The 22,685-nt window shown below is 38.6% G+C and carries 10 protein-coding genes, 2 tRNA genes and 1 pseudogene; 7 read left to right on the forward strand and 6 right to left on the reverse strand.

Features of this window, described 5'->3' with window-relative positions:
- A partial coding sequence (locus tag ACFINH_RS07465) for a phage late control D family protein (RefSeq protein ID WP_375632548.1) occupies positions 1-888 on the forward strand: 888 nt, incomplete at its 5' end.
- A 539-nt stretch (positions 889-1,427) separates the two neighbouring features.
- On the opposite strand, the gene ACFINH_RS07470 is transcribed toward ACFINH_RS07465, so the two are convergent.
- Positions 1,428-1,501, reverse strand: a tRNA-Gln gene (locus ACFINH_RS07470).
- Positions 1,502-1,761: 260 nt separating this feature from the next.
- On the opposite strand from ACFINH_RS07470, the gene ACFINH_RS07475 reads away from it, so the two are divergent.
- The 3 genes and pseudogenes from ACFINH_RS07475 to ACFINH_RS07485 form a co-directional block, all read left to right on the forward strand.
- On the forward strand, positions 1,762-2,151 hold the full coding sequence (locus tag ACFINH_RS07475) for a VOC family protein (RefSeq protein ID WP_375613673.1): 390 nt from the start codon (positions 1,762-1,764) through the stop codon (positions 2,149-2,151).
- Between the two features lie 181 nt (positions 2,152-2,332).
- A complete protein-coding gene (locus tag ACFINH_RS07480) occupies positions 2,333-2,464 on the forward strand; it encodes a hypothetical protein (protein ID WP_375632549.1) in 132 nt (43 codons plus the stop codon).
- Positions 2,465-3,506: 1,042 nt separating this feature from the next.
- A pseudogene (locus ACFINH_RS07485) lies at positions 3,507-3,712 on the forward strand (DNA adenine methylase); the annotation flags it as partial.
- Between the two features lie 137 nt (positions 3,713-3,849).
- On the opposite strand, the gene ACFINH_RS07490 reads toward ACFINH_RS07485, so the two are convergent.
- From ACFINH_RS07490 to ACFINH_RS07510, 5 genes are all read right to left on the reverse strand, one after another.
- Positions 3,850-3,923: transfer RNA gene (locus ACFINH_RS07490), tRNA-Gln, on the reverse strand.
- 64 nt (positions 3,924-3,987) lie between these two features.
- Entirely contained in the window at positions 3,988-4,746 is a 759-nt protein-coding gene (locus ACFINH_RS07495; RefSeq protein ID WP_375629926.1) for an ABC transporter ATP-binding protein, read from the reverse strand.
- On the reverse strand, positions 4,743-5,618 hold the full coding sequence (locus ACFINH_RS07500) for an iron chelate uptake ABC transporter family permease subunit (protein ID WP_375632550.1): 876 nt from the start codon (positions 5,616-5,618) through the stop codon (positions 4,743-4,745). The genes ACFINH_RS07495 and ACFINH_RS07500 overlap by 4 nt, the downstream gene beginning before the upstream one ends.
- A gap of 67 nt (positions 5,619-5,685) precedes the next feature.
- On the reverse strand, positions 5,686-6,642 hold the full coding sequence (locus tag ACFINH_RS07505) for an ABC transporter permease (protein ID WP_375632551.1): 957 nt from the start codon (positions 6,640-6,642) through the stop codon (positions 5,686-5,688).
- A gap of 103 nt (positions 6,643-6,745) precedes the next feature.
- Positions 6,746-7,696: a siderophore ABC transporter substrate-binding protein gene (locus ACFINH_RS07510; protein WP_375613669.1), complete on the reverse strand. Its 951-nt coding sequence runs from the start codon at positions 7,694-7,696 to the stop codon at positions 6,746-6,748.
- A gap of 198 nt (positions 7,697-7,894) precedes the next feature.
- Between ACFINH_RS07510 and ACFINH_RS07515 the strand changes: the two genes are divergently transcribed.
- The 3 genes from ACFINH_RS07515 to ACFINH_RS07525 all read left to right on the forward strand — a co-directional run bounded on the left by ACFINH_RS07515 (position 7,895) and on the right by ACFINH_RS07525 (position 22,675).
- Positions 7,895-14,923, forward strand: coding sequence for an autotransporter outer membrane beta-barrel domain-containing protein (locus ACFINH_RS07515; protein WP_375632552.1), 7,029 nt, complete (start codon positions 7,895-7,897; stop codon positions 14,921-14,923).
- A 675-nt stretch (positions 14,924-15,598) separates the two neighbouring features.
- Entirely contained in the window at positions 15,599-18,724 is a 3,126-nt protein-coding gene (locus ACFINH_RS07520) for an autotransporter outer membrane beta-barrel domain-containing protein (protein WP_375632553.1), read from the forward strand.
- 1,176 nt (positions 18,725-19,900) lie between these two features.
- Positions 19,901-22,675, forward strand: coding sequence for an autotransporter outer membrane beta-barrel domain-containing protein (locus ACFINH_RS07525; protein ID WP_375632554.1), 2,775 nt, complete (start codon positions 19,901-19,903; stop codon positions 22,673-22,675).
- Positions 22,676-22,685 lie beyond the last annotated feature (10 nt).

Consider the following 22,685-nt stretch of genomic DNA (forward strand, 5'->3'; position numbering starts at 1 on the left):
AGTGGTAATGATTTAGAGGTTCCCTCAAGCAACAGCACTCTGCAAGTGATTTTTGGCTATGAGAACAGCATCAGTGCCTTTATGGGGCGTTTTGTTGTTGAGTCGGTGGTGAGTATTGGTGGCAGTGATGGAGAGATTTTGCGCCTTTGTGGCAAAAGCGCCTCGATGCGTAAAGAACTCAAAGAACAAGCGAGTGAACATTTTGATCACAAAACTGTTGGTGAGATTGTTGAGACACTCGCCAAACGCCATGGCTATCAAGCAAAGGTCAGTCCCCAGTTCACCACACAAACTCTTTCTTATGTGATTCGTACAGATCAATCGGCGGTTGATTTTTTAACCCGTCTTGCGGACCGCATGCGGGCGCGTTTTTTAATCAAAGACCATAAGTTTTTATTTTTAAGCGGGGATAATTTACCAGCCCTTGAACTTCATAAGCACGACTGTTCTAACTGGGAATTCACGTTAGAGCCACGCACGCAATACGGCATCATTGAAGCTTCTTATTTTGATCGCTCAAAAGGGCAGCAATGCCAAGTCAAGCATCAGACAGGGTTTAGCGGTCCCGTGCGGCGTCTTCGCAGTTGTTATCCATGTCAAGAGGAAGCTTTATCTGCCGCTGCTTCCGAGTCGGATCGCTTATGTCGTGCTGTAGGCAGTGGTTCTTTGACCCTTGAGGGACGCCCTGAAATCATGGCGGATCAACCTCTCATCCTTCAAGGGTTTCGTGGGCAAATCAATGGGCCATGGAAAGCTGCAACCGTCACCCACCGCTATGAAAAACAAAGCGGATACACAACAGAAATCACACTCGAGGCACCAAACAAGGGAAAAGAGGCAGGAGAAAAGGAAACCTCTGAGAGACAGAAAATCAAAGGGACAACTTGACCCTTTGATCGGTGTTGAAGAGTATTGAGACCAAAATCAAAAGTTCGCATTTTGGTGTGGAGGTAAGGAATAGGTGCAACTTGCACCAATTGCATGAGTACAGCAATAGGGTAATGTTTACCCAATTCCTCAAAGGAGCAATGGTGCAAACATTGCACAATTGCAGACTGAAGAGCAATTTGGTCAAGTTGACCGAATTCCTTAAACGCTTCTCTTATTTAATAATGTCCTGAATAATGTGCTTAGGATACAGAAAAATCATCAGTCAATTTATGCTAAAAGAAGTCATACCATCTTATATACGCTGCTTCTCAAATAATACGATTCCAACTCAATGATTGATCATCAAAAATTGCGATTTTGAGCAGAAAAGAAAAAGAGGCTTTAAATGATCTTTGAAAGGTCTTTGAAGACCCTTTGAGAACCCCTTAAAAACTCTTTGAAAAAAAATAAATTGGTACAAAACCTAGTGGCAAATTATACAAAACCTGCTGGCAAGCTACAGCTGGCAAGCTACAACTGGCAAGCTACAGCTACACTGGCTGGGGAACTTGGATTCGAACCAAGATTGACGGAGTCAGAGTCCGCTGTTCTACCATTAAACTATTCCCCAATAAGCCAATTTTACCATTTCTAGCAGATTCTATAGTGTAGGCAAGTGCAAAAAATCTTTAGATTCTCGATAATAAAGAGCGATAGGGATATCATTATAATCCCCGTAGTGGCGGTCTCAATATTTTAGCATATAGCAATAAGCGAATAAAAACATATAAATAGAGCACACCGCGAACGGAGGTATCACAAACTCTTGTTGAAATATTCTCTAATAGGTATATGCCTGTCAGGCAACAGCTACTAAATCATAGAGAATTAATGAGTAATATCCCTACTTATCCTGTTACCCCAAACCTACAGTTGGTATACGTCTCAAACATAGAGTATTCTACGGCTTTTTACAAATTCATCTTCAAGAAAGAACCTGTGTTTACCTCGCTACGCTATGTTGCATTTGCTTCTTCGGGGGATGCTCTCTTTGCTCTCTGGTCTGGGGGCGATACGCCTGAGGAAAATGCATCTCGTTTTTCAGAAATCGGCATTATGTTTCCGACAGGAGAGGACGTAGATAAGCTCTATGCGGAATGGAAAGAGCAAACCACTGTTGAGATAAATGTTTTGAAGGAACCGTATACTGATGTATTTGGACGTACCTTCCTAATCAAAGATCCAGACGGACATATTATTCGTGTTTGTCCACTGGATTAAAAAGCTTGAGATCTGATCTTTAATCGTCTGAATTATAATACCTGAATTATAATAATTGGCTGTTTCCAAAACCTATAAGCTATGCAAGCTAAGAGGCTTACTTACGACGTGTGGCTTATCCGTTCGGTGCTGTTCCACTATATTCAGCCCCACAACCTGCCTGTTTCCACAGGCGGTCTAATTGGCTTGGACATCAGTCGGCGTTATTGCATGGCCAGTGATCAGTACTTGTAAAATCATAGAAGCTATCCCTCATCGCCTTATGTGGAGTCTTTTGTTGGAATGGGAGGAATATTCTTTACAAGGAAATTGATATCTTTATGAAGTTAAAAAGGTATTGTACATAAAAACTAATAAAATCAATACATTAAGTGCAGTTATTTTGTATGAATCCACTTAAGAATCCCTACTTTTATGCATGTTTGAATTGATCATTTTTTATATAAGATTGCCATGGATGTATAGACTATAAAAAGCAAATCATGATGCAAATACTATAACGCATGGGTGCATTCAAATGAAATGAAAAGCGGTTATCATTCATAACGTATCATAAATTTTATGATACGTTTTTAAAAACGCTTACTAAAAAGTTAGTAAATGATAGGCAGGCATTATATAGATACTATCATCACAATATAGAATGAAAATCACAATGTTATGTCTTATGAAATTGAAAGCCTTTTAATGATATAACGCAAGCAAGCGAGAAAAAAACGTTTTAAAAGTTACAGTTTAAAAATACGAAACCAAATGAGCTCTCTCAAAATTTGGGGGGCACCTATTGAAAAAAAGATGAGGCAGCAAAATTCAAAACCATTGTAACATCTAAGGTATGGGATTTTATTCAATTTTGAGTCAAAAGCTATAATGTTTAAAGATGGCTATTCTAAAGATAACGCCTCCAAAATTGGATTGGTTAATTTTGCCAACTCAAATTTGAGCTGGTTAATTTGCAAAGAAGTTACATTTGAGTGCAAAATGAAAAGATACTTATGAAAGCCTTATTGAGAAAACATTCATTTAAGATGCATTTTCTTTTGATTGGATTGATAAAGTTACCAAGCGTTTATAGATTCTATAATGCTAATGAATGATATCAAAATCATAGCTATCATTTACGTTTCTTTTGATAAGTTTTCATATTTCTAAATAGAGCACTTGCAATATGATACGTTTTGTATATATGAATTTATTACTCCATTGTGGATGATTCATTTGAATCTTATAATCAATATCTGAAAGCCGCGTCATATCATTTGGCTCGGCTTTCTTTTTTGAATTCTCTCTTTAGATAGGTTTATAGCTATTAGATAAGGCTTTCCCATAAACAGAGCCAGATATACGTGTATTACTATGGAAAGGATTTATTTGCGCGAGGATTACCAGACAATGTTTGCTTTGCTTGCGCAAGAGAAAAATTCTTCTCTCTCAATGATGTGTCTCAGATCCGAAAAATATTTAGCCAATTTAAGATAAAAGGGGTTGCCACATCTTATACATGTGATTCAAAGAATCCGCACCGGCTCAAGAGCTTATCATCTCAAATTGCAATTTTTAGAGGAAAAGAAAATATGCATTAAAGGGATTTTAAATAACCCTTGAAAGTTTTTGAAGATCCTTTGAAAAAAATAAATTGATGCAAAACCTGCTTTCAAATTATACAAAACCCGATGACAAGCTACAATCATTAAATACTGGCTGGGGAACTTGGATTCGAACCAAGATTGACGAAGTCAAAGTCCGCTGTTCTACCATTAAACTATTCCCCAATAAGCCAATTTTACTATCCCTAGCAGATTCTATAGTGCATGCAAGCGCAAAAAATCTTTATGATTATCGATAATAAAGAGCGATAGGGATGTCATTAATTGTTTTGATTTGAATATCGACATCATAAATGTCTTTAAGAATTTTTGGTTGCATAATTTCTTTTGGAGTCCCACAATAGGCCGCTTTCCCATTTTTCAATGCAACAATCATATCTGAGTAAGATGAGGCAAAATTAATATCGTGCATAACAATAAGAATGGTTTTTTTCAGTTCATCAGCTGTGCGGCGTAATTGCTTCATCATAGAAACCGCATGTTTCATATCCAGATTGTTTAATGGTTCATCTAAAAGAAGATAATCAGTGTCTTGGCAGATAACCATGGCTATAAAAGCGCGTTGACGCTGACCGCCAGAAAGCTCATCTAAAAAACGGTCTTGTAAATCTTGTAAGCCGAGATAGCGTAGCGCACTGTCGATAAATTGTTTATCTTCATGTGTATACCAGCCTTTTGAATAAGGATAGCGTCCGAAACTTACTAAATCGTACACGGTTAAGCGAAAAGACAAAGGATTTTCTTGACGCAGAATTGAGAGTTTTTGAGCCAAAATATCGTGGGGCATTTTATCAATATCAAAGCCGTCGATATGAATTGTACCATTATGGTGTGGCAAAAGACGTCTTATCAGCATTAAAAGAGTTGACTTTCCCGAACCATTGGGCCCAATAAGAGAAATAATCCCCCCTTTTGGAAGATGAAGGCATAAATTATCGATAATCAATCGTGTTCCGTAAGCCTTGGAAAGATGATTGATCTCAATCATTTTAGTTTTCCCTTCATCAGTAACATTAAGAAAACAATTCCCCCACAAAACTCAATGATAAAACTTAAACGCCCTGCCATATGAAAAATTTGTTCTAAAATAAATTGTCCCCCCACCAGACAAATAATAGCCAATAATATTGCAATTGGAACAACAATACTGTGTTTTGCTTGAGGAGAAAGTTCATAGGAAAGGTTGGCAACTAACAGTCCAAAAAAGGTGACGGGGCCTACTAATGCGGTGGAAATGGATACGAGAATGGAAACAAAAATAAGGACAGCTGTCGCACTTTTGTGGTAATTAACGCCAAGATTAAGAGCATTTTCACGTCCCAAAGCCAAAATATCAAGAAGATGACGGGAATGCCATCCAATCAGACTCACAATGAAGACAATGATTGTGGCAAAGCCTATTAACGGTGTATTAAATTTATTAAAATTTGCAAACATAATATCCGTTAAATTCATCATTTGGTCTGGATTTAGTTGCAATTGCATAAACATCCGTAAACTGAAAAAAAATCCGCCTAAAACAACACCGATTAAAAGCGTTAAATGAAGTCCTTTTAGGCTTCCTGAAAAGAGCCAGCGAAAAAGGCTTATTGAAAAAAGGATAAGAATGAGGGCTTCAAGAACAAGCTGTCCTTCTTCATTCAAAAAGGGCAAAGAAAGAGAGCCTACAAAATACATTAGGGCAGTCTTTATTAAAATATAAAGCTGATCAAATCCCATAATTGAAGGAGTAAGAAGACGATTATTAACGATTGTTTGAAATAAAACCGTGGAAACGCTTATTGCATAGGCAATAAGAAGCAAAGAGGAAAGTTTTGTAAGACGAAATTTCCATGTATAAACATTGATGTTCCACGTCATGTAAAGACTAATGACAGTGCATGCTATGATGATAAGTGTTGTTAGTACACATATTGTTTTTCTTCTTCTATCCAAGACGCTTTCTCCAGCGTAAAAGCAGTATCATAAAAATAAAACTACCGATTACACCCATTATGGTGCTGATGGGAATTTCAAGAGAGGGATGAATGATTCGTCCTAAAAGATCACAAATCAAGACCAATCCTGCACCGCTGATGGCCACCCAAGGAGCGGTATAGCGCATATTATCTCCCATGAAACTTGAAACAATATTTGGAATAATCAACCCAACAAAAGGAATACGGCCAATGGTACAGACAACAACAGCAGTGATTGAGGCGACAATAAAAAGACCAAAAAACATGACAACACGATAATTCAATCCAAGGTTATTGGTTAAATCTTCTCCCAAACTTGCAACCGTAAAGCGATCAGCAGTACAATAGGCCAGAATACAAAGGGGAAGGGATAGCCATAAGAGCTCATATTTTCCTTCAAGAACCATCGAAAAACTGCCAAATAAGTAAGCTTGAAGAGAAGGAAGTAACATTTCATAATCTGCAATGGCATTGGTTAAAGAGCCAATAATATAGCTTAGCATAATCCCTGTAAGGGGTACAATGAGAGCAGATTTTAGAGGAATGCGTCGCAATAAAAACATAAAAAGTAAAGTGCCTACCATGGCAAAAATTGTCGCAACGACCATTTTTCCTAAAACAGGAATATCGGGCCCAAAAATCATAATAAAAAGAATGCCAAGGGAAGCAGATTCAATGGTTCCAGTGGTTGATGGTTCAACAAAGCGATTGCGTGTTAATAGTTGCATAATCATGCCTGAAAGTGCAAGTGCTGCGCCTACTAAAAGGATTGCAATGGTACGAGGAAGACGTGTTTGCCAAAAAATAAGCCACGCATGGGGATCGGCTGCGAAAAGGTTAGAAGGTGTGACATCAGAATAACCAACAAAAATGCTGAGGATAGACAGGAAAATTAGAAGTGTTATGGTTATCCAGTAATTCTTCACGTTAAATCATTTTCTAACAAAATCTACAAAAAGCAAAGACTGCTTAATAAACAACCTCTGCTTTTAAATTTTATTTATATAGCAAGCAAGCTCTTTCGTGCGCTTATTTGCTCTTTGTAAAGGCTTCATTGATCTGCTGTGCGGTTTCAATGAGTGCCGTTAAACCACCATTTGCACGATACCAGCTCCAAGAGTCCAAATAAATAATTTGGTTTTGTTTGCTTGCTGTTGTGCGGTGAACAAGCTCATTGTTGAGCAATTGTGCTGCGGATTGTCCTTCCCGCCCAATGGCTGCATCGCGATCAATCACCAACAACCAATCAGGATTGGTTTCAAGAATAAATTCAGGAGAAATGAGTTGTCCATGTTTTTGCACGGTAAGTTTATCGGTTGCAGGGGCAATTCCAAAAGCGGAGTGAAAAATATCGAAACGTGATTTTGGTCCGAAAGCACTGATTTTTCCACCAGAGGTCATGAGTATGAGCCCGGTGCCTTTTCCTTGGGTATTTTTACGGACTTCAGCAAAAGCTTCATTGATTTTTGCAATTTCCTTTTCTGCTTCTTGTGTTTTACCAAAAATTTTTCCAAGGATAGACACATTTCGTTTTATATCTTCAAGAGAATTTTCGTTTTCTACGGTTAGATCAATTGTTGGGGCTATTTTGGATAAGTCTTTATATTTTGCTTGAGTTCTGGAGGAAATAATAATCAAATCGGGTTGAAGAGTGGCAATTTTTTCATAATCTGGCTCAAAAACGGTTCCAATTCTTTCATATTTTGCATCGTCAAATTGTTGTAGATAGGAAGGTTTTTTTCCTTCAGGAAGGCCGATAACTGCTTGGATACCAAGGCGATTCATATTATCTAGCGAGGCAAGATCAAACACAACAACCTTTTGCGGAGAAGTGGGAACAGAAGTCGTTCCTGAAACATGATCAATCGTTACATTTGTCTGGGTACTGGTATTTGCAATACTCGTATGAGTCCACAAAATCGTTGCAAAACTAATTGCAACCAGTAAAACAGAAGTCATCCATTTCATATATTTTATCATCGTGATTTTATCCTTTTATCTAATATTACAAAGGTTTGCGCACTTAAAAACTTAACTTTGGTATTTTTATGCACAAAATGAAGCGTAAATAAATAACACTATGTTGTAAAGTTGACTGACATATGTTACAAATCGTTCACTTACCTCATTTTCACTTAATTCTAGTGTTTTTGCAACATTATTTAGAAAGTTTGACATATGATCAATGTATTTAAAAAGCGTACACGTTTGTACGCACTGACAACAAGTGCTTTCTTCTTTTTACAAGGTGTAGATGTTTCTATGGGGAGTGGTTGGTTCTCATCATACCTTCCTTCAGTTTCATTGCCATCATTATCATCATTTACCTCTTTAATTGGAGGATCGAGCACAGGGGCTATAACACCACCCGGAGGAGTGGGGGGTTCTGAAAGAGCAGAACCTAGAGTCGATAATGCTGTTAATAGTGGTCCTGCTCAGCCGCAGGCTCAGGCTCAGGCTCGGGCTCAGATTGTGCCTGTTTTAAATCATATTCGACCTATTAGTGCTTGTCATTCTAGAAAGAATAATGTTTTTGTTCCTGGCATGATACGGAATGTTGCAGGTAGTAGTGTTCGTGTTGCGAGTGGTGCAGGTGCAGTACCTGGTGTTGCGAGTGGTGCAGGTGCAGTGCTAGGTATTTTGGGTGATATTCCAGATGGTGTGGGTGGTGTGCCAGGGCTCCCAGGTTCAGGCGTTTTATCTACTGGGATAGGAACAGTAGCAAATGTGCCGCAAGCAGGTGTACCAGCTGGCTTTGGTGGCTCATTAGCTCTTGTACAAGATACTTTATTATCAGGTAATATAGCAGGAGGAGGATTAAACACTGTAAGTCAACAAAGACCAAAGGCTATATTAGGTGTTTCGAGTGGGGCAGATACAACGAACCTGCCTGCTATTCCAGGTGTTGGTCCAGGTACTATGCCAAATGATGCTTTGAGTGATATGCCAGGTGTTCCAGGTACAGGCGGTGTAACTACTAGGAGAGCAAGAGCAACAAGAGCAGAAAATGTGGAAGCAAAAGAAGCAAAAACAGCAATAGCAAGTGGGAAGAAAGCACGTGCGGGGCGTGCAGGTGTGCCAAGTGGAGTAGGTGGAGAGTTAGTTAGATTACTAGATGTTCCAAGAAATGTGGATGTTTGGCGATTATTTAATATTCCGCGAAAAGATAGTTTAAGCGAAACATATTTTCCAGTGGGGGAAGAGGCGCTAAGAGTACAAAAAGCGAGTGCAGATGGTCTTGTTGGTATGCCAGGTATATCGAGTCCTGTATTGAATTCTTTACCACCCGATACATCAGGTGCTATGGTGCCTGGTGTGAGTGTATCTATACCAGTTGGTGATGGTGTTGGGGCTCTAGAAATTATAGATTCTGTGGAGGCAGGTAAAGGATTGGCTGATTTACTCAATGGTGATCAGCGAATATATGGATCTATTTCCTGTGATCAGTCCGGAGTATATACTCTAATAGGGGGGGCTATTATAGCGGATCAAGGTGAGAGCGCTGTAAATGTGGAATCTCCTCTTGATGATGGGAAAGTAGTTGTTAATTTGGACGAAGTATCCATTGAAAGTATGAATATTGGGAAAGAACTTTCTGAAAGTTTATCTGCAGTGGGTATACAGGATTATAAAGTAGGTATAGAGAACATAGATAGTTTATATACTCATGATCCGCTTTATGTTGGTGTATATGTCGGAGATTCTGCTTCACATATGAATGCAGAGGTTAATTTGAAAAACTCAAATATTCAGGGTTTTTTTATTGGGCTTCGGACTGAAGAGACTGGAAAGATCACGATGGTGGGGGGAGGAATCAGAGATGCGTATATAGGTGCTCTTGCTAGTGATAATGGGTGGATTGTTTTAGAGAATGTAGATATTAATGTTAAAAGAATCGGTTTAGTTAGTTTGGGTCCATCCGTTATCGAGATGAGGTCTGGAGCAATTACCGTGAAAGAGGGTGGAATAGGAGTTATCTCTACAAAAGAGGGGACTGTTCTACTAGACGGGACGGTTATCAATGTTGCTGAGGAACCAAAAACTACAGAAGTTGGTACTTCGGAGACGAATATAGGTTTATTGTCACTTGGAGGTACTATTTCCTTTAAAAATGGAAAACTTAGAGCTCCTAATACTGTTGCATTGTTGGTAAGTGATAGCTTTAAGAATAATATCTCTGTAGCTTCTAATAGAGTAGGAGCGGAGAGTGAGGATGGCGATGATACGCAACAGGGTTCTAAGGCTGATAGTGATTCTTTCATTGGTGAGGTCATCTCTATTGAAACTAGAGATGGCGCTGTCCTTAATAATATTAGTTCCACGTATTTTGAGGCTTTATTCCCTATAGAGAATTTTTTAGGAAGCGGTGCAGATTCTAGAAGTACTAGTGCACCATCTGGAGCTGGCGCTGGAGATTCTGCAGTGGTGGCGTCTAAACCAGATCCAAACTCTAGGGTTGTCAACTTAATAGTTTCTGATATTCAAAATTCAACCGTTAAAGTGGAAGGTAAGTCTTATGGTGTATTTTTTGGTGATATACCTTCGGATGTGAGGAGAAAAAATGATCAAACGAGAGTGAGACAAGAAAGTGGTCAAAATGTAGGTCAAAATCTGGGAGAGGGCGGAATAAAAGATGATGGAGATAGTTTGCATGCAGTTCTTTTGAAAAATACGGTTTTCAGAGTTCCTAATGGTGTGGTCATTTATGGTAACAGTTTGGATGGGTACGTCGTTGTAAAAGATGACTCAACTCTTTCGGGTGATTTAGTGTTGAAAGCTGAAGAGGGGTCGCATTTGTCGGTTTTTGTTGAAGACTCTGTCGTCATGGGGGGAGCTCACGTTGATAAAAAATCTCAAGCTAGGCTTTTTCTATCTGGGGGATCAGAGTGGTATTTAACAAAGAATCTGCATAATAGTTTGGAAAATTCAAATACGGGTTGTGTAGATTCATGTCTTTCGTCTATGAATCTTGTAGATAGTAATGTTAGATTTTTTACTTCTTTGAAAAATGAAAATACATCTAATAAAGATATTGAGTATCGAACCCTTCGTATAGGAGATGGGGATGGAACAGTTTATAGTGCTGCTTCTGCCGCTACAATTTACTTCAATGCAAATTTGATGCCTAGCAATACAGAAAATTCTCAAATATCTGACAGATTGTTGATTCATGGTGATGTTTCTGGAAAAACAATGGTAGTTGTGAATGATACTTCTGATGGTATATCACAAAGTCAGGATACACCTCATAGCATTTCAATTATTCAGGTTTTTGGAAATGCAGAGAGGGATTCTTTTAAGCTGAAAGGTGATTATATTACACGAGAAGGGTTACCTTATAAGTATGTTCTTCGTGCTTATGGTCCAACTACTCCTCCGAAAATGCAGTATTTTGATAAGACATTACTTAAAAATAGTAGAAGTGTTTGGGATTTTCGTTTAGAAAATGAATATTTTATACCTCTCGTTTCTGCTTATACTGCTACTGCTAATTTTCAACTTACTTTTAAGGCTAAGCCACTTGTTGCAGTTGATTCTACTAATGCTTCTACTGAAACTGCAATAAATACTAATGCTGACACTGGTGCTGGTGAAGTAAATAGTGAATCCATAACTCCTCCTGTATCTGGGGAATCTGCATCTGTAGTCTCTGTTCAAGGCAATTCACTTTTGAGATCTGAAACATCTGACGAATTTTATGAAGATGATGATGACGAAGATTTTACGGAATCTGAAACATCTGAGGTTGTAGTGCATACCTTTTTACCTGTTACTCCATCTCCATCATCTGTTACTCCTTCTTTATCCAGAAATTTGGCACCTTTAGTACCTCCAAGAGTTAATTTAAGTGGGAGATCTGATACAGGTAGAGGACCTGTAATATCTGCCGATGAAATTTTTGTAACACCTGGGGATCATATTGTATCTAAGAGGCCATCACCTATAAAATCAGCTGCTGCTATGAAGGCTGCTATGAATGCTTCTGTTCCTGTTGTTTCTGAGGTAGCTGTTATATCTTCTAATGGAGTTTCTGCTATGAAGCCTTCTACTTCTGAGATATCTGCTATATCTAATGGAGCTTCTGCTGTGCAGCCTTCTACTTCTGAGATATCTGCTATATCTTCTAATGGAGTTTCTGCTATGAAGCCTTCTGCTCCTGAGATACCTGCTATATCTAATGGAGCTTCTGCTATGCAGCCTTCTACGTCTGTGGTTTCTGAGATACCTGTTATATCTTCCAATGGAGCTTCTGCTATGCAGCCTTCTACTTCTGTGGTTTCTGAGATAGCTGTCATATCTTCTAATGGAGCTTCTGCTATGAATGCTTCTGCTCCTATGGTTTCTGAGACATCTGCTGTATCTTCTAGAGCTGTTGGACGTGTTCTTATGCTTGGTGATCATGCTGGTAATGGAGATGTTTCTTCTAAGGAAACGGTTTCTTCTACATGTGGTGCTATACAGAATAATGGTGGAGAGGATTTGCGAACTCCTTATTTATGCAGTGATGGCCAAACACGTACAGTGGCAAACGTTACATTGAAGGTAAGTGATAAAACTCAACATCCTATGCATGCAAAAAATCAGGATACGGTTATTAAGTTAGAGGGAGCCACAATTAGTGGTGCGGATTTTTCTGATAGCAAAAATAATGTTGATTTTAATGAAATATATGCCGTGAGTGCTGTGCTTGCAGAAGAGGGGGCGGAAGTTGTTTTGGATAATAAATCAACAATTACCTCTTCTGTGATTGGGCTTGAAGCGCAAAGTGGCGGGAAGGTTACAATGCATACTGGAACAGTCAATGCGCGTTATGTAGGCGCTTTGGCGAGTTCTGGATCATCTGTTAATTTAAAGGATACAAAAATTAACGTAACGGGGGATTTAGCTGTGGCTGGTCTGGCGAGTCAGGCTGGTGAGGTAACTATGGACTCTGGAACGATTATGCTGACAAATGGAGTGGCTGTGAGATCAGAAGCTAGGGGACGTGTAAGATTAAACAAAGTTAATATTACTGCGAAAAAGGAAGCAGGAAAGTCGAATTCTACAGAGAAATTTGGACGTGCAGCTTTTCTGGTGAGTGATAATGCTTCTGTTGATTTTAAGAACGGAAATGTTGTTACTGATGCTCATGCTTTGTGGATTATAAAGTCTGGTGATAATGTGGTTGAGACGGGTTCTTCTAGGAGAAGGAGATCCTCTGACGTTCGTCCTACTATGAATCACGTAAATATCGAGTCTTCTACTGTTAAAGTGGAAGGTGACGGAGTCTACGGTATATATTTTGATGGGGGAACACAGAAGGAAGCGAGTCAACAAAATCGAAGTCAGGATTTAACAACTGAGAAAACAAATGTTGTTAAGCGGAGTACTGTGTCCAAACAGGAAAAAACGCCTATAGGCATAACAGGGACAGTTTCGTTGAAAAAAACTGATTTTGAAGTTGCAAATGGTATAGCTATCTATGGTAATAATTCTGGTGGTCGTGTTTCATTAGAAAATAAAACAACTCTTGCTGGTGACTTGTTATTAAAAGCTGAGAATGATTCGAACATATTGGTTTCAGTTGATAATTCTATTGTTACAGGCGGTGTTCGCGTTGATAAAAATTCTTATGCAAAATTAGACTTGGCTAATAATTCACAGTGGATTCTAAAAAGAAGTGCACAGAGGAATTTGGGGACTCTAGATTCAGGATGTGCGGATTCATGCATTTCTTCTGTAAGTCTTGTAAATAGTGCTATTGATTTTGCACCTTCGGAATCTGAAGGAAAATATCAGACTCTCCATATTGGAAATGGGAAAGGAACTGTTTATGCGGCACAGGGTAATGCTGTAATTCATCTCAATGCACGTTTAAATCCTCGTGATCCGAGTGATCAGCAAGTCACTGATCGGCTTGTCATTCATGGTGATGTTTCTGGAAAAACAAAAATACATGTACGAGGTGATGCGGGCAATGTAGGAGATGGTAAAGCGAATGCCAAGATTGCTCATACTGTTTCAATTATTCAGGTCTATGGTCAAGCGAAGAAAGACTCTTTCCAACTCGATGGCAATTATGTTGCACTGAGAAACTCACCTTACAAATACACCCTTCGTGCTTATGCTCCAGAAGCGACTTCGAAACAGGAGCATGTTCAGCAGAAATTTGTTAAGGATGGTGGAGAATTTTGGAATTTCCGTTTAGAAAATCAGTATGTTAAGTCTGTTGGATCTGCTGCCCTTCCTGAACAATTTGTAAGGTCTGTTGTTCCACAGGTTCCAACTTATCTCAGCTTGCCTAATAGTGTATTCCACGCTGGTTTAATGGATATTAGCAATCAAAATAAGCAATTGGAGACGTTGCGGATGACTTCTACAGGAATGGTAGAGGTTCGTGAAAATCCCGCTTTATACTTGCGCGGCTATGGTGGAAATTACCGTTATGCTTCAGATCTGTCCGCACTTGAATATGGTTACGGAGGTGATCTTAGTTATAATGGTGTAGAGGCAGGTGTTTTGCTGCAAACTATTGAAAATGCTGATAGTGCTATATCCTTTGGCGTTATGGGAACTTATGGAAAACTTTCTCTGCAGCCTGTGAATGTTGAGCACAGTCAGAAGAGTGCATTTGATAAATGGACTGCTACGGTATATGGTAGCATGCAGCATAATGTTGGCTTCTATGTCGACGGTCTTTTATCCTATGGTCTGTTCAAAGGTGATGTTCTCACCCTTGCACGGGGTAAAACAGCAACATTAAAAGGTAATCCTTTGAGTGTTTCTTTAGCTGGTGGTCAGACAATTATGACAGGATATAAGGGCTTTGTCTTTGATCCGCAGGTTCAGGTTGTGTATCAACATCTCCAGTTTAATAAAGCCCGTGATATCGACAATTTTGATATTGAAATGGGTAACCTTAATCAGTGGGTAGCGCGTGTTGGTGGACGCTTAACCAAGATTCCTACAGGTTCTGAAGGCGTGAATGCTGTTGCTTTCTATGGTAAGCTTTATCTTGCTCATGGTTTTGAAGGAAAACAGTCTGTGCATTTCAATGATGCTTTCAAGTTAGGAGCTTTTGGTTCTTCTATAGAGGCTGGATTAGGTTTTAATGCCAAATTGTTGCCACAGTTCTCTCTGCATGCTGATATTCTCTATCAACATAAGCTTAATAAGGCTGGTTTTTCGGGAACAAGTTTTTCTGGAGGAGTACGTTATCAGTTTTAATATAAGGTACACTATGTACCTTTTTAGAAAAGGCAGCACATTGTGCTGCCTTTTTTCTTTATAACAACTTGTGTTGTTCTTAAGAAATCTCGTCTTCTTTATTAAGCAAAAAAGACATAGTTTGTTTTATGCATGAGAGCACTTTTCTTCGCTAAAGCGAATTTTCTTAAAATTTATGCTGCTACTGATGCGATAGAGTGCTTCGCTTTTATCGGCTTTTTAAGCGTTCAGCAGACCGGTATACGTTACGTTATCCTTTTTGGTACTGTATTGATATTATCTAATATAATATTTGATGTTTTCTAAAGCTCGTTTTTGAGAGTTTGTTTTCTACTGATTTAAGTCATTGTTTCATTCATCTCCTTGTGGATTAATTTTTAAAGTTCACAAGGTTTGATTGTGTTTTTAATTAATTACACGCACTGGTTTTATTTTTTCTTTACACGAAATACAGAATGCATTATACACTCATAAAGTGTGTTTTGTAACTATTCTCTTATAGGTGGTTTTGGCGTAGAGCTTTTGCCAAATTTATTGGGATAATTCATTGCACAGTTCAGATGAGCATGAGGCATGTTCTTTTGTTACACTTTTCGTATTTTTGAGGTGTGCAATGGGGTGTTTTGTAAGTGCTTTTGTTTTTAATGAGAGGGGAAGGAAAGTTTCGAGGGAACTATGATTAAAGTTTTTAGAAATCATGTATGTTTATGTGCTTGTACAACAGCTATCCTCTCTTTGCTTCAAAATGGAAGAGAAGTGTATGCCGCTACAGAGGGGAAGGATAGTAATCGTTATGTTATAAAGGTTATCCCAGTTGTCTCTGCTAATTCTTCTCCTCAGCTTAGCGGGAGTAATAAGCATAAGCTTCCTCTTAGTGGAGAAAGTGGTGATAATTATTATCCTCCTAATATGATTAATGTTGGCAATAACGATGATGGTATTCGTGGGGGAAATGATTATCGTAAGCTGAGTGGAGTGGATGGATGGAATGGATATCAGAAAAATGTAGATAACTCTGTTAAAGATGCAGACTCTGATGGAAGAGGAGTGAATCCTGGTTTTTATTACTATAGTGGGTTGTATTATGTATGTGATAATTGCGGGATAGATCCTAAAATTGATAATAAATCTTATACAATTACGAGTGCAAATGTTTCCAACTACCCTGCTAATCCCACTGCTATAACGGTGAAGGGAATAGGGACCAGAGTTGATGGAGAGAATGTAACTGTTAGCAGTGAAGTTCCTGATAAATCTTTTTTGCGTGGTGTGGCTGTATTCGATGATGGAAAGATTGTTTTGAAAAAATCGACGCTTAAAAATACAAAGTTAGCTCTTTTCGCTCATAATGGGATAATTGAGATACAGCAGGGGATTATAGAGGACAGTGATAGGGCTGTTGAAGCCGTGGGGAATTCATTGGTTATTTTAAAGGATACAAAAGTTAATACGCGTGATGGGAAGGTAAGTCTTTCCAGTTATAGCGGTGCAGATATCTGGGTGGAAGGTGGGGAGGTTAACTTTACCAACAGTCATGGGATTTCTGCGATGTTGGGAGGGACGGTGATTCTCGATGGTGTCACTCTTACTGGAAAGGGCCACAAAGACAAAAATGATGCAGCTTTTTTAATGGATGAAGGGGGACGTGTTGAGTTTACAGGGGGGGCTGTTAAGGTTGAGGATGCACATGGTATATTATTAGAAAATCCCGTCAAGCCTTTTAGTGTTGTACCAGAACGTTCTGACTCAAAAGATGAAACTGAAGATTTATCGAATAACTTTTATGTGACCGAGGCTAACTTTAAGTCTTCTTCTGTTACAGTAAAGGGTAAGGGATCTTATGGTATCTATTTTCGGGGAGAGAAGCCATGGAGTGAAGGTGGGGATAAAAAAGAAGAGATTTCATTAGAGGAAGAAAAAGCTCCACCACGATTAGAAGTTGTTAATTTGGATACAACAGAGTTTTCTGTTGAAGACGATACGGCTCTTTATGGCAGCAATGTTATTTCTGGTGCGGTGAGTTTGATGAAAAGCACTCTTCGTTCAGGGAATGTTTTATTAAAAGCTGAGAAAGGGGCATCTGTGATCGTTTTGGCTGATGCTTCTACGCTTGAAGGTCGCACACACGTTGATAAAGACTCTAATGCCGAACTTTATTTGGGAGGTCGTTCTACATGGATTTTACAACAACCGCTGCAAAAAGATCAACATGGGGCTGCACATGATTCTTCTATTTCACTCGTTAGTCTTATGGATGAGAGCTCTATTAATTTTAAAAGACACGAATCTTCTTCTGTTGATGATTATCAAACCCTTCGTGTGGGAAAGGGAAAGGGTGAAGTTTATAGAGCACGGGAAGGTGCCTCTATTTCTCTTAATACATACCTGAATAGTGGTGGTGCTCTTAATCATCAAAAGACTGATCGTGTTTTAATTCATGGTGATGTTTCGGGAAAAACAAAGCTCCAAGTGCATGGAGTTTCAGGAAGTCCAGGAGGATACACGGGGAAGGGGGGGAATGATGAAGGTATTTCAATCATTCAGGTTTCTGGACAAGCAAAGCAAGATTCTTTTCAGTTGGAAGGTGGTTATGTAGCCTTAAACGAATTACCTTATCAGTATAAGCTTTATAGTTATGGTCCAGAATCTGAGTTTGGAAAAGCAAACATGGATCAGAGATTAGTTGAAGGGAGCGGAGAATTTTGGGATTTTCGCCTTGAAAGTAGGTCTATAGATTCTGATGTTAAACCTAAACCAGATCCTTTTCCTGAGCCAATTCCAGGTCCAGCTCCTTCTCCAGAACCAGCTCCGGAGCCTCATCCTAAGCCGGGCGTTAAGGCTGTTGTTCCGCAGGTTCCGACTTATCTCCTTTTGCCTAATGCCTTACGTCATATTGGTTTGATGAATGTTAACAATCAAAATAAGCGGTTAGAAGCTTTGCGAATTACTTCTGGGGGCTTATTAGAAAGTCGTGAAAAACCTCTCTTTTTTGTGAGCGGTTATGGCGGCAATCATCGTTATACTTCAAATCTTTCCACGCTTGAATATGGTTATGGCGGCGAGTTTGATTATAATGCACTAGAGGCAGGTGTTTTGCTGAAAGCAATCGAAAATATGTATGGTTCCACTTCTTTTGGAGTTATCGGGGCTTACGAGAGATTTTCTTTGCAACCTTTGAATGTTGAGCAGAGTCAAAAAAGTACATTTGATAAATGGTCAGTTACGGCATATGGTGGTATGCAGCATGATACAGGTTTTTACATTGATGGTCTTGTGTCTTACGGCTTGTTTAAAGGTGATGTTCTAACAACTGCACGGGGCAAGACGGCAACATTAAAGGGTTTCCCTTTAAGTGCTTCATTGACTGCTGGTAAAACATTTATGGTGGGGGAGGACGGTTTTGTTTTTGATCCGCAAGTTCAGGTTGTTTATCAATATCTTCAATTTAATAAGGTGCGTGATGTGGACGGCTTTGATATTGATTTAGGAAAACTTCATCAGTGGGTAGGGCGTGTTGGAGGGCGTTTAACAAAGAGGCTGGTTGCTACTGATGAGGCTCAGGTTGTTTCTTTCTATGGCAAGCTTCATCTTGCTCATGGTTTTGAAGGAAAACAATTTGTGCATTTTAAAGATGCTTTTCAGCTAGGTGCTTTTGGTTCTTCGTTAGAAACAGGATTAGGTTTTAATGCCCAATTATCTCAAAATTTTGCGCTTTACGGCGATTTGGTTTATCAGCACAAACTAACGAAAGCTGGTTTTTCTGGAACGAGTTTTTCAGGTGGATTGCGTTATCATTTCTAGTGTTGTTCCTGTTTTTGATTAATCTTTCAAAAAAGCTACAAGTTGTACTTGTGGCTTTTCTCATTATCTATTCATTTTGTGTTATAGCATTTTTACGAGAGTGTGATTTTGCATATCTTTAATATGCTTTTAGGTTGGACTTCTTTCATTTTTTTGAAAAGTCTGAAGAGTTTGTACGTTATTGTTTCAAAACGCGTATTTCAGAGTGATTATTATATTATTTATAATGTTTTGATTTATAAAGATATTTTTAATTTAGGGTGCTGAAATATTTTCAAGGATTTTATGATGAATCCATAAAAAGCATTCCTTTGTCTATTATATGTAAAATTGGCAGGTGGATAATCATTTAAGAAAGGAGTCAATATAATTTGGGGAATTATATTAAGAGGAGAGGATTTACAATATTAGAAATTAGCAAAGACAAAGATGCTACTCAGGCACAATGAGGGCTGTATCCGATGAACTTGATATTATATCCGCTGTCGTTGTGAAATGGGGATGGAAAAAATGAGAGATATCTGAGAAAATTGGTGAATGAGAAACATAATGACGTATTGTTTTTTGAAAGTGTGTTTTCTTTAAATGCATAAATAAAAAGATGAAGTCATGTGTCATCTTCACTTTTTAAAATATGGCTCTGAATGTTTTTGAATATTGTAAAGTTGAATTAAAAGGAGAAGGTAAAATCGGAACTGATTTTTACACGTTCTTACTTTTTATTAGACTGTCTTACCATGAAGATTGCCTAAAAGGCATATGTGAACTCTTGTTTCTCAATTTTGGCATATGTTTTGTCTGCTTACAGAGTGTACACTGTTTCAATATAATATTATCGTAAGGATGTTGATTATATCCGTTCTGGGGGTGATTAGACGGCAGTTAAAGTAGGTGTTCTTAATGCATGTCAACTGACTAAGGGTGTTTTTGACTAACAACGTTAAAGGTGATTTTTCTGTCGTTCTTCAGTTATATTTTTGCAAATTCTTTGTAAAAGCGACAGATTTAGATTGTATTTTCGAGTAATTTTTTTATTCCATATTTACATAAAACACAAAAAATATTAATAAACTCACGATATTAAAACCTAAACGTATTAAATATTTTTCTTTTGGTTAAGTTTTTTGATACGTTATGTATAGATCTTAGTAAGAAGAGGGGGGTTATGGTGGAATTATGGTCAATCTATTTAAAAATCGCTTCTCCTTATGTACTTTTACAACGGCACTTCTTTTTTTGACACACAATGTTGGTGTTTTTGCACGCAATGCTGAATCTCAGGTTATCTCTGGAAAAAAGCAGTCTTCATGTGATCAGAATGCAGCATTTTATCAGTGTTCTGATGGTGGAGCGCACGAAATTAATAATAAAGTTTATTCGTTAATGGATAAAAATGTTAATGGTGTTCATGGAGCCATGGAGGCGTCTAAGGAAGGTACAATTATTCGTGGCAAGAATATAACTGTTAAGGGTATTTTGGATGAAAAGAATAACTCGGAAAACAATTTTTGGAAATATGGAGTAAAGGTATCAGAAGAAGCGGGCGTCTTTCTGAGCGATTCCACGTTGAGTGGGGTTTTAGTGGGGGTGGAAGCTCAAGGTGGATTCATCGTAATGTCTGGTGGATCAATTGATGCAATCAAAGTGGGGGCTTTTGCTGGAGGAAAATCTCAAAGTGGTGTTGATTTAACGAATACGCAAATTAGCCTAGGGAGAGTTGGGGTTAAAGCAGGAGAAAAAGGATATCTTATTTTAGAGGGTGTCTCTATTACCGGCAAGGGGAGTACCGGCAAGGATGATCAAGGGCTGGATGCAGGTCGTCAGGCAGCTTTTCATATATCTGAAGATGGTTATGTTCAGTTTATGAAAGGTTCTGTTGATGTTACTGATGCTCATGGGCTTTTATTGCAGGGAGATAAAGCTCCTCAGATTAATATTGGAGATTCCAATATTACAGTGAAAGGTAATGCATTTTATGGTATACACTTTGAAGGTGTGGCAGCATCAGAAGGTTCGTCAGAGGGAAAATCATTGCGCGTTGATTTGAAAAAGACGCGTTTTGTCGTTCCAGATAGTATAGCTGTTTATAGCAGTCAATCTGGAAAATCTAAAATATTTTTAAAGGAAACAAAGCTTTTTGGGGATTTGTTGCTGAAGGCTGATCGTAACTCTTCTATAGAGGTTGTTGCTGATGCTTCTGCACTTGTCGGTCAAACTCAGGTTGATAACAGTTCTAAAGTCGACCTTATCTTGGGAAATAATTCACAGTGGGCTTTATTGCAACCAAGACAGAAAAAATTACAAGATCCTAATTATAGAGGTGTTTCGTTTATTTCATCGGTACACCTTTCTAATAGTTCCATTACTTTTGAAAAACCAAAGTCCAGTACTAATCATGCATATCAAACGCTTTATATTGGAAAAGGAACAGGTATTGTTTATCAGGCTTTTGGTGATGCTTGGATTCATTTGAATGCACGTTTAAATCCTAGTGATACAAGTGATCATCAAGTAACGGATCGGCTTCTCATTCATGGTGACGTTAAGGGAAGAACTATAGTCCATATACAAGGGGTTGCGGGAGGTTTAGAAGAAAAAAACGAAAAAGCGCATAGTGTTTCAATTATTCAAGTTTATGGAGATGCATCGTATGACTCTTTTCAACTGAATGGGCAGTATGTTGCATTAAATGGCGCGCCTTATAAATATGTTCTTCGTTCTTATGGCCCAAGTGTTACTAGAGGGGAGGAGCATGTTAAACAGAGATTTGCTTTGAACGGAGGAGCATTTTGGAATTTTCGTTTAGAAAATGAATATGTTCAAACTGCTGATTATAGAGAAACTCCTATGGTTTCTCAACGTACACCTCCTGCACGTGCTTCTGTTGAGGATATTATTCCCGAATCTTCTGGTGATGTTGTTCCAGCGTCTTCTACAGATAGTCTTTCTGAAATTGAAAATGTTTCTCCGTCTCAACGAGGTGTAAGATCTGTTGTTCCTCAGGTGCCAACTTATCTACTTTTGCCGAATAGTTTGTTCCACGCTGGTTTGATAGATATCAGCAATCAAAACAAGCAGTTGGAGATAGTACGGACTAATCTTAGTGGAATGTTGCAAATTCATGAAAATTCTGCTTCATTTTTGCGTGGCTATGGTGGAAGTTATCGTTATGCCTCAGATTTATCTGCGCTTGAATATGGTTATGGGGGAGATCTAGGGTACTATGCACTAGAGACAGGTGTTTTGCTACAAACTGTTGAAAATGTTGACAGTGTTATATCCTTTGGGGTGATGGGGTCTTATGGAAAGCTTTCTCTACAACCTCGAGATGTTGCACAAAGCCAAAAAAGTACATTTGATAAATGGACTGCTACAGTTTATGGAAGTATGCAGCATGATGTAGGATTCTATGTTGATGGTTTGTTATCTTATGGTCTGTTTAAGGGAGATGTTCTGACAACTGCGCGGGGTAAAACGGCAACATTGAAGGGTAACCCTTTAAGTGTTTCCTTGATGAGTGGTCAGAAAATTGCCACAGGATATGAAGGTGTTGTTTTTGATCCACAGGTTCAGGTTGTTTATCAGCATCTTCAATTTAATGAGGCCCGCGATATTGATAATTTTAATATTGAGATGGATAAACTTGATCAATTGATGGTGCGTATGGGTGGTCGCTTGATAAAGACTCTTACTGCGTCTGAAAAAGATCGTGATGTTTCTTTTTATGGAAAGATTCATTTTGCCCATGATTTTGGAAAAGAAAGGTCTGTGCGCTTTAAAGATTCTTTCCAGTTAGGGGCTTTTGGTTCTTCTCTAGAGGCTGGATTAGGTCTTAATGCTCGCTTGTCTCAAAAATTTGCGCTTCATGGTGATTTGGTTTATCAGCATAAGTTGAGTAAAGGTGGTTTTTCTGGAATCAGTTTTTCTGGTGGATTGCGCTATCGTTTTTAGGATGATCATC

The organism is Bartonella sp. AA74HLJMH (genome assembly GCF_042197045.1).
In the GTDB taxonomy this organism is placed as follows: domain Bacteria; phylum Pseudomonadota; class Alphaproteobacteria; order Rhizobiales; family Rhizobiaceae; genus Bartonella.